Source organism: Roseateles sp. (assembly GCF_036486225.1).
In the GTDB taxonomy this organism is placed as follows: Bacteria; Pseudomonadota; Gammaproteobacteria; order Burkholderiales; family Burkholderiaceae_C; genus Roseateles.
In genome coordinates, this window is sequence record NZ_DASVNZ010000296.1 from 1 (window position 1) to 7,905 (window position 7,905).

General features: G+C 69.7%; 7 protein-coding genes. 3 read left to right on the forward strand and 4 right to left on the reverse strand.

From position 1 onward, the window contains the following. Together VF536_RS19505 and VF536_RS19510 are read left to right on the forward strand one after the other, a co-directional pair. A partial coding sequence (locus VF536_RS19505; RefSeq protein WP_331616535.1) for a lytic transglycosylase domain-containing protein occupies window positions 1-1,422 on the forward strand: 1,422 nt, incomplete at its 5' end. 91 nt (window positions 1,423-1,513) lie between these two features. Then, window positions 1,514-2,215 carry a glutathione S-transferase gene (locus VF536_RS19510; protein WP_331616536.1) on the forward strand — a complete coding sequence of 234 codons (702 nt, stop codon included), beginning with the start codon at window positions 1,514-1,516 and terminating at the stop codon, window positions 2,213-2,215. A gap of 69 nt (window positions 2,216-2,284) precedes the next feature. Here VF536_RS19510 and VF536_RS19515 read toward each other — a convergent pair whose 3' ends face one another. Further along, window positions 2,285-2,560 (reverse strand): hypothetical protein, encoded by a 276-nt coding sequence (locus tag VF536_RS19515; RefSeq protein ID WP_331616537.1) that lies wholly within the window; start codon window positions 2,558-2,560, stop codon window positions 2,285-2,287. Between the two features lie 172 nt (window positions 2,561-2,732). On the opposite strand from VF536_RS19515, the gene VF536_RS19520 reads away from it, so the two are divergent. Further along, window positions 2,733-3,962 carry a multifunctional CCA addition/repair protein gene (locus tag VF536_RS19520; RefSeq protein ID WP_331616538.1) on the forward strand — a complete coding sequence of 410 codons (1,230 nt, stop codon included), beginning with the start codon at window positions 2,733-2,735 and terminating at the stop codon, window positions 3,960-3,962. On the opposite strand, the gene VF536_RS19525 is transcribed toward VF536_RS19520, so the two are convergent. The 3 genes from VF536_RS19525 to VF536_RS19535 form a co-directional block, all read right to left on the reverse strand. Further along, window positions 3,931-5,124: a class I SAM-dependent methyltransferase gene (locus VF536_RS19525; RefSeq protein ID WP_414710413.1), complete on the reverse strand. Its 1,194-nt coding sequence runs from the start codon at window positions 5,122-5,124 to the stop codon at window positions 3,931-3,933. The two genes, VF536_RS19520 and VF536_RS19525, sit on opposite strands and share 32 nt — an antisense overlap. Then, window positions 5,121-7,226, reverse strand: a complete 2,106-nt coding sequence (locus VF536_RS19530) for a putative bifunctional diguanylate cyclase/phosphodiesterase (protein ID WP_331616539.1) — start codon at window positions 7,224-7,226, stop codon at window positions 5,121-5,123. Before VF536_RS19530 ends, VF536_RS19525 begins: the two co-directional genes overlap by 4 nt. Then, a partial coding sequence (locus VF536_RS19535) for a uracil-DNA glycosylase (protein ID WP_331616540.1) occupies window positions 7,227-7,905 on the reverse strand: 679 nt, incomplete at its 5' end. It abuts the gene before it with no gap.

The window sequence follows — 7,905 nt, forward strand, 5'->3', positions numbered from 1 at the left end:
GCGGTGAAGCAGGCCGGGGCGCTGCTGTCCAAGCCCGACCAGGACGCCCTGGCCGAGCTGATGGACAAGCCGGACCGCTACCTGAAGCGCAAGGCCGCGGCCTCGCCGCGCGCCAAGGCCGAGCTGACGATGCTGGCGCTGATGCGCCTGCTGGCCACCGACTACGACAAGGCCGACGACGACGTGCGCCGCTGGGCGGCCAAGCTGCCGAACGACCTGTCCGCGTGGCTGTGGGCCCAATACGGCAGACAGGCCGCGCTGCGGCTCAAGGACGAAGCCAACGAGCATTTCGATCGCGCGGTGAAGCTGCAGGCCAAGCTCGGCCCGGTCGAATGGAGCGATGACACGATCAGCTGGGTGGCGCGCGCCGCGTTGCGCGGCGACGCGGGCGCGAGCCGGCCTGACCAGCTGATGTCGGCGATTGCGCTGATGAAGCCGTCGGACCAGAAGGACATCACCTGGCAGTACTGGCGCGCGAAGGCGCAGCAGCAGCTGGCGCCGACCGGCGCTTCCGGCGACGCCCAGCGCCGCGAGTCGCAGGAGACGCTGCGCGCGATCGCCTCGCCGCTGAGCTTCTACGGCAAGCTCGCCGCGGACGAACTGAAGCTGCGACTGCCGCTGCCGCCGACGCCCGCGGACCTGACCGCGCCGGAGCGCGCGCAGGCGCTCGCGAATCCGGGCATCCAGCGCGCGCTGATGCTGCTGGCGGTGGGCCTGCGCAGCGAGGGCCAGCGCGAATGGAACTTCAGCCTGCGCGGCCTGTCGGACCGCGAGCTGCTGTCGGTGGCGCAGGCCGCCTGCGAGCGCGAGCTCTGGGAGCGCTGCATCCAGACCAGCGAGCGCACGAAGACTGAGATCGACCTCGCCCAGCGCTTCCCGATGCCCTACCGCGCGGACGTGTTCAAGCAGTCGACGGCGATGGGCCTGGACCCGGCCTACGTCTACGGCCTGATCCGGCAGGAGTCGCGCTTCATGATGGATGCGCGCTCGCACGTCGGCGCCGGCGGCCTGATGCAGGTGATGCCGGCGACGGCGAAGTGGACGGCCAAGAAGCTGGGCGTCGACTTCAAGCCCGACATGCTGCATGACCGCGACACCAACCTGCGATTGGGCACCGGCTACCTGAAGCTGGTGATGGACAGCTTCGAGGGCTCTCAGGCGATGGCCGCGGCGGCCTACAACGCCGGCCCGAACCGGCCGCGCCGCTGGCGCGACGGTCCGCAGCTCGACGCCGCGATCTGGACCGAGAACATCCCCATCTGGGAGACCCGCGACTACGTGCGCAAGGTGCTGTCGAACGCGACGATCTACGCGCAGCTGATGGGCCGCGAAGGCGGCACCGTGCTGCGCGACCGGCTTGGCCGCGTCATCGGTCCGGCCGCCGCGTCGGCGCCGGACATCCCGGCCAACGGCACGAACTGACCCTCAGTCGCTCCACGCGCTTCAGGTGCCCCGGGCGCTCCAGGTGTCGGAAGCGCCCGTGATGTCCCTCCTTCATGCAAAGAGATTTCACATGCAGCTGATCATCGGCAACAAGAACTACTCGTCCTGGTCGATGCGCCCGTGGGTGCTGATGAAGGCACTCGGCATAGCCTTCGAAGAGCGCAAGGTGCGCTTCGACTTCACGCCCGACTCGGCGTTCTATCGCGAGATCGGCGCGGTGACGCCGGCCGGCAAGGTGCCGGTACTCGTGGACGACGGCCTGGCGGTCTGGGACTCGCTGGCGATCGTGGAGTACCTCGCCGACCGCTTCCCCGACAAGGCCGTCTGGCCGCGCGATGCACGACAGCGCGCGCGGGCGCGCTGCCTCTGCGCGGAGATGCACAGCGGTTTCGGCCAACTGCGCAGCCATTGCATGATGAACATCGACGCGGACCTGTCGACGGTCGGTGCGCGGCTGCTGCAGACCGAGGCCGGCCTGCGCAAGGACCTCGCCCGCATCGTGGAACTGTGGACCGACGCGCTGACGCAGAGCGGCGGCCCCTTCCTCTTCGGCGCGTTCGGCGCGGCGGATGCCTTCTTCGCGCCCGTCGTGATGCGGGTGACCCGCTACGGCCTGCCGTTGCCCGCGCCGCTGAAGGCCTACACGGACGCCGTGCAGGCGGCGCCTGGCGTTCGCGACTGGATCGCGGATGCGATGGCGGAGAAGGATTTCCTCGACTTCGAGGAACCCTATCGGGACATCAGCGGCCCGGTGCCGGTGCTGAAGCCCTGAAATGAAAAACCGCCTTTTGCAGCCTGTGCGGGCAGGCAGCGAAAGGCGGCGAGGTGGGCCGGCGCGAGATCAGTTGTCGCGGCGGCGGCGCACCATGAACCCTGCGGCGAGAAGGCCGCCGAGCATCATGGCTTGGTTCGTGGGCTCGGAAACGAAGGACGGGACGATGGTGTCCGCGCCTTCCTGTTCGTTGACATCGGCCAGCTGCGCGGGGGCGGGCTGGCTCTGCCGGGTGAAACTGGTGTCAGCGGCGACGTGCACGGAGTTCGTGTCCGGCGCTTGCTGCTCCTGCGCTTGGGCGGCGAGACCAATTCCGCCCAGCAGGAGGAGAAGAACAGACTTCATTCAAGATACTCCCTACTGCTTATGCCGTCCTGCCTGACTACGTGTCTCTCTCGGTAGCTGGCCCGTTTGAACAGGCACTGGTGTGCAGGTGGCATTGGTGAATATACGGATAGATAGCCTAATGGAGGTATCCCCTTTATCAGGGATGCTGCGCCGCAACATGAGTGATCAGATGTATCTCGTTGGCGGGGCCGTCCGGGACGCGCTCCTGGGACTGCCCGTGCAGGACCGCGATTGGGTGGTGGTCGGAGCCACGCCCAAGTCCTTGATCGACAAGGGATTTGTGCCTGTCGGCAAGGATTTCCCGGTGTTCCTGGACCCCGTGACCCATGAAGAGGTGGCATTGGCCCGGACCGAGCGCAAGACCGCTGCCGGCTATCACGGGTTCCAGTTCCACACGGACCCCGATGTCACGCTGGAACAGGACCTGGCGCGCCGGGATCTGACGATCAACGCCATGGCCCAGGCGGAGGACGGAACGATCGTCGATCCGTACGGCGGCCGGCGCGACCTCGAGGCCAAGGTGCTGCGGCACGTGTCGGCGGCCTTTGCGGAGGATCCGGTGCGGATCCTGCGGCTGGCGCGCTTCGCGGCGCGTTTCGGCGACTTCACGGTGGCGCCGGAGACGATGGCGCTGATGCGCCAGATGGTCGCTGCCGGTGAAGCCGATGCGCTGGTCGCCGAGCGCGTCTGGCAGGAGATCGCCCGCGGCCTGATGGAGGGCCACCCCGCGCGGATGATCGAGATCCTGCGCGACAGCGGCGCGCTGGCGCGCATCGCGCCGGAGCTGGAACGGCTGTTCGGCGTGCCGCAACCCGAGGCGCACCACCCGGAGATCGATACCGGGGTCCACGTGCTGCTGGTGCTGGAGGAATGCGCGCGCGTCGAGGCACCTCTGCCGGTGCGTTATGCCTCGCTGTGCCACGACCTCGGCAAGGGCACGACGCCCGAGGAGGAATGGCCCCGCCACCTGAAGCACGAATCACGCGGCGTCGAGCTGGCGACGGCGCTGTCGCAACGCTGGCGGGTTCCGTCGGACTGCAAGGAGCTGGCGGAGCTGGTCGCCCGCGAGCACACGCACGTGCACCAGAGCCTGGACTTCAGCGCCGAGGCACGCCTGCGCCTGATGGAGCGCAGCGACGCGCTGCGCCGGCCGGAGCGCTTCGCGCAGCTGCTGCTGGCCTGCGAATGCGACGCCCGCGGCCGCGCGGGCTTGCGCGATCGGCCCTATCCGCAGCGCCAGGCCTTGCTCCACGACCTGCGCGCGGTGCAGTCGGTCGATCAGGCGGCGATCTCTGCGGCCGCGCTGGCGGCCGGCAAGAAGGGTCCCGCCATCGGGCAGGCGATCCACGAGGCCCGCAAGGCCGCGCTCAAAGCGTGTGAGAGCGATCCCCCGCGCTGAACCCCAGCGCGTCGAAGCCCTCGCCCGGCGCGAAGCCGATGACCTTGAACAGCTCGCCCATCTCGTGCTCGGCGATGAGCCGGTGGGCCATGCCGCGCTGCGCGAGGTCGGCGCCGCTCATCAGGTCGACCAGGCCGCAGTTGATCAGGAAGTTGGCCTGGCTCGTGTAGCCCAGCACCATCAGTCCCGCGTCCTGCCCCGCCAGCGCGATGCCGGTGAAGTTCACATGCGACGTGATGTCCTTCTGCCCGGGCAGCGCCAGCGGGTCGGGGTCGGACCGGTGCAGGTGGTGGCACATCAAGGTGCCGCCGGTGCGCTGCGGGTGGTAGTACTCCGACTCCGGGAACCCGTAGTCGATGAAGAACGCCGCGCCGCGCTTGAGCCGCTCCGCGAGCGTGCGCACGAAGGCCTCGGCCTGCGGATGCACCTCCGTCACTGTGCCGGGCACGAAGCCGACATCGTGCTCGGGCGGCGTCGGCGGACGCGCCTCGCCGGGCCGGTCGTCGAAGGACAACGCGCCCTGGTCGTCCATCGTCACGCCACGTTGCAGCCAGTGCTCGCCGTCCCAGCGCAGCAGCTCGACCGGAATCGCATCCAGCAGCTCATTGGCGACCAGCACGCCGTGGATCTCGTCGGGCCAGCGGTCCAGCCACTCGACCCGCGGCGCGAAGCGCGCCAGCCGTTCCGCCTGCCGCTCGCGCAGCGTGCCGGACAGGTCGACGATGAAGTACTTCGAGACCGGCGTCCCCGCCGCGTCCAATGTCTCCAGCAACTGAGCCGCCAGCGCGCCGCTGCCGGCGCCGAACTCGATCACCGTGTCCGTGCCGCTGACCGCCAGCGCCTGCGCGACCTGCCTCGCCAGCGCACGACCGAACAGCGGCGACAGCTCCGGCGCCGTCACGAAGTCCGAACCCTGCTGCGGCATCGTGCCGAACTTGAGCCGCGCGTTGGCGTAGTACCCCACGCCCGGCGCGTACAGCGCCAGGCTCATGTAGCGGTCGAACGGCAGCCAGCCGCCGGCGGCGGCGATCTCGTCGCGCAGCAACGCGGCCATGGCCGGATCGGTCGCATGGGCCGGGGCGCCACGCACGGTATTGGAAGCGCCATGCGGCGCGGACGCCGCGCCATTCAGGCGGGCGGAATCTGGTGTCTTTGAAGTCATGAGTCGATTCCGGGAAGCATCGGCTTGCCGCGCGCGGCCAGCCAGGCTTCGAATTCCTCGGCGGGCATCGCCGGCGCGATCACCTCGCCCTGCAGCTCGTCGCAGCCCCACTCGGCCAGCAGGTGCCACTGCCGCGCGTTGCGCACGCCTTCGGCGCCGACGCGCATGCCCAGTCCCTTGGCCATCTGCACGACCGCGCGCGTGATCGCGGCCGCGCCGCGATCGTCGGGCAGCACGGCGACGAAGCTCTGGTCGATCTTGAGCTTGTCCAGCGGCAGCCGCGTCAACTGGTTCAGCGCCGTGTAGCCGGTGCCGAAGTCGTCGATCGAGATCGCCAGCCCCTGCGAGCGCAAGGTCTGCAGCAGCTCAGGCAGGCGGTCGATCTCCTCGGTGAGCATGCGTTCGGTCAGTTCGAGCTCCAGCCACTCGCCGGGCACGCCGGCCGTCTTCAGCACATGGGCCACCGACTTCGAGAAACTCGCCAGCCGGAACTGCATGCTCGACAGGTTCACCGCGATCGGGATCGCGGCGACACCGCGTTCATGCCAGGCGCGCGTCTGTCGCGCCGCCTCGTACATCACCCACTCGCCCAGCGGCAGCATCAGGCGATGGCGCTCAGCGACGACGATGAAGGCGTCCGGCGTCAGCAGGCCGCGCTCCGGATGCCGCCAGCGCAGCAGCGCCTCCGCGCCGACCAGCTCGCCGGTGCGCGCGTCGACCTGCGGTTGATAGAACAGCACGAACTGGTCGGCCGTCAGCGCCTGCGCCAGCTCGGTCTCGAGCACCAGGTCCGCGTAGGCGTTCTCGGCCATCGCGTGCTCGAAGAAACGGTAGGTCGCGCGGCCCGCGGTCTTCGCGAGGTACATCGCGGTGTCGGCGTGCTGCAGCAGCTCCTCGGGCGAGTCGCCGTGCTCCGGGTACATCGCCACGCCGATCGACGGCGTCACCGACAGGTCGCGGCCGTCCGCCTGCACCGGCACCTCGACCACGCTCAGCAGCGCGTTGAGCACCGTCTGCACGTCCTTGCGCTGGTGCACGTCCTCCAGCAGCACGACGAACTCGTCACCGCCGAAACGCGCCACCAGATCGCTGCCGCGCAGCCCGCCTCGCAGGCGCTCGGAGACGGTGCGCAGCACGCGGTCGCCCTCGAGGTGGCCCAGCGAATCGTTGACCCGCTTGAAGTTGTCGAGGTCGATGAACAGCAGCGCCGCGCGCCGCGCGTTGCCCTGCGACAGGCGCTCGCGCAGCCGTTCCATGAAGGTCGCGCGGTTCAGCAGCCCGGTCAGCGGATCATGCTGCGCCAGGTGCTGGATGCGCGCCAGCGCCTCCAGGTGCGGTCGCAGGTCGCGGACGATGGTCATCCGCAGCCGCTCGCCGTTGCGCCACAAGGTCCGCACGATGAATTCGACGTCGATGCGCTCGCCGCTGCGATGCAGGATCGCGGTCGGGTAGCGGGTTTCCTTGCCGGTCATCATCACGTCGCGCACGGTGTCGACCTGGTCCGGCGCGATCATCGACAGGGCGGAGCGCCCCACCAGTTCCTCGAGCGCATAGCCCACCAGCTCGCACAGCGGCGGGTTGACGTCGGTCATGACGCCGTCGCGGTGGAAGACGATGCCCTCCATCGACGCCTGCATGAACTTGCCCATCCGCTCCTCGGAATCGCGCACGGCCAGCTCGGCCTCGCGGAAGCGGGTGATGTCGGAGATCAGCACGAAGCTGGACTGCACCTCGTCCGCGCCGGGCGGCACGTAGGGGATCAGGTTCACCTCGATCCAGCGCGGGCTGCCGTCGCGGCGCTCCAGCCGGCGCTCGTAGCTGACGCTGACGCGCTCGCGCAGCACGCGCTGCACGTGGGGCTCGATCTCCTGCGAGGCCTCCTCGCCGATGATCTGCGCGAAGGTGCGGCCAAATACGCTGACCTCGTCCAGCCCGAAGCTGCGCGCGTACTGGCGGTTGGCGAAACGGCAGGTGCGCGTGGCCGCGTCGAAGACCGCGATCAGCACCGGCACGTTGTCGGCGAGCAGCCGGAACTGCGCGGCCTGGTCGTCGGCCGAGGGCGCCGGGCAGGCCGGCGGCAGAGGCGGCACCGGCGCGTTCATTCAGTCCGTCCCGGCCGTCGAGGGCGTTGCGCTCGAGGTGGCGCCGGCGCCGCGCGCGGGTTGCTCGTCCAGCGTCTTCAGCGCCAGGCAGAGGTCCTCCCACGCCCGCGCCTTGTCCGGCAGGTTGCGCAGCAGGTAGGCCGGGTGATAGGTGACCACCAGCGGCACGCCTTGATAGGTATGGACGCGACCGCGCAGCTTGCCGATCGGCTCCTGGCTGCGCAGCAGCTGCTGCACCGCGAAGCGGCCCATGGCCAGGATGATGCGCGGCTGGATCAGGTCGATCTGGCGCTGCAGGAAGGGCTCGCACTGCGCCAGCTCCGACGGATCCGGATTGCGGTTGCGCGGCGGCCGGCACTTCAGCGTGTTGGCGATGTAGACCTGCCGTTCCGGCGGACCCTCGCCGCGGCCCAGGCCGACCGCGCGCAGCATGCTGTCCAGCAGCTTGCCGGCGGCACCGACGAAGGGCTCGCCCTGCAGGTCCTCCTGCTCGCCCGGCGCTTCGCCGACGACCATCCAGTGCGCGCGTTCGTTGCCGACGCCGAACACGGTGTGCTTGCGCGACTCGCAGAGCCCGCAGGCGCGACACGAGGCGACCTCGTCACGCAGACCGGGCCAGTCCAGTCTCGCGATGGCCTCGCGCGCCAGGCCGCGGGCCTGGGTCAGCGCGGCATCGGCC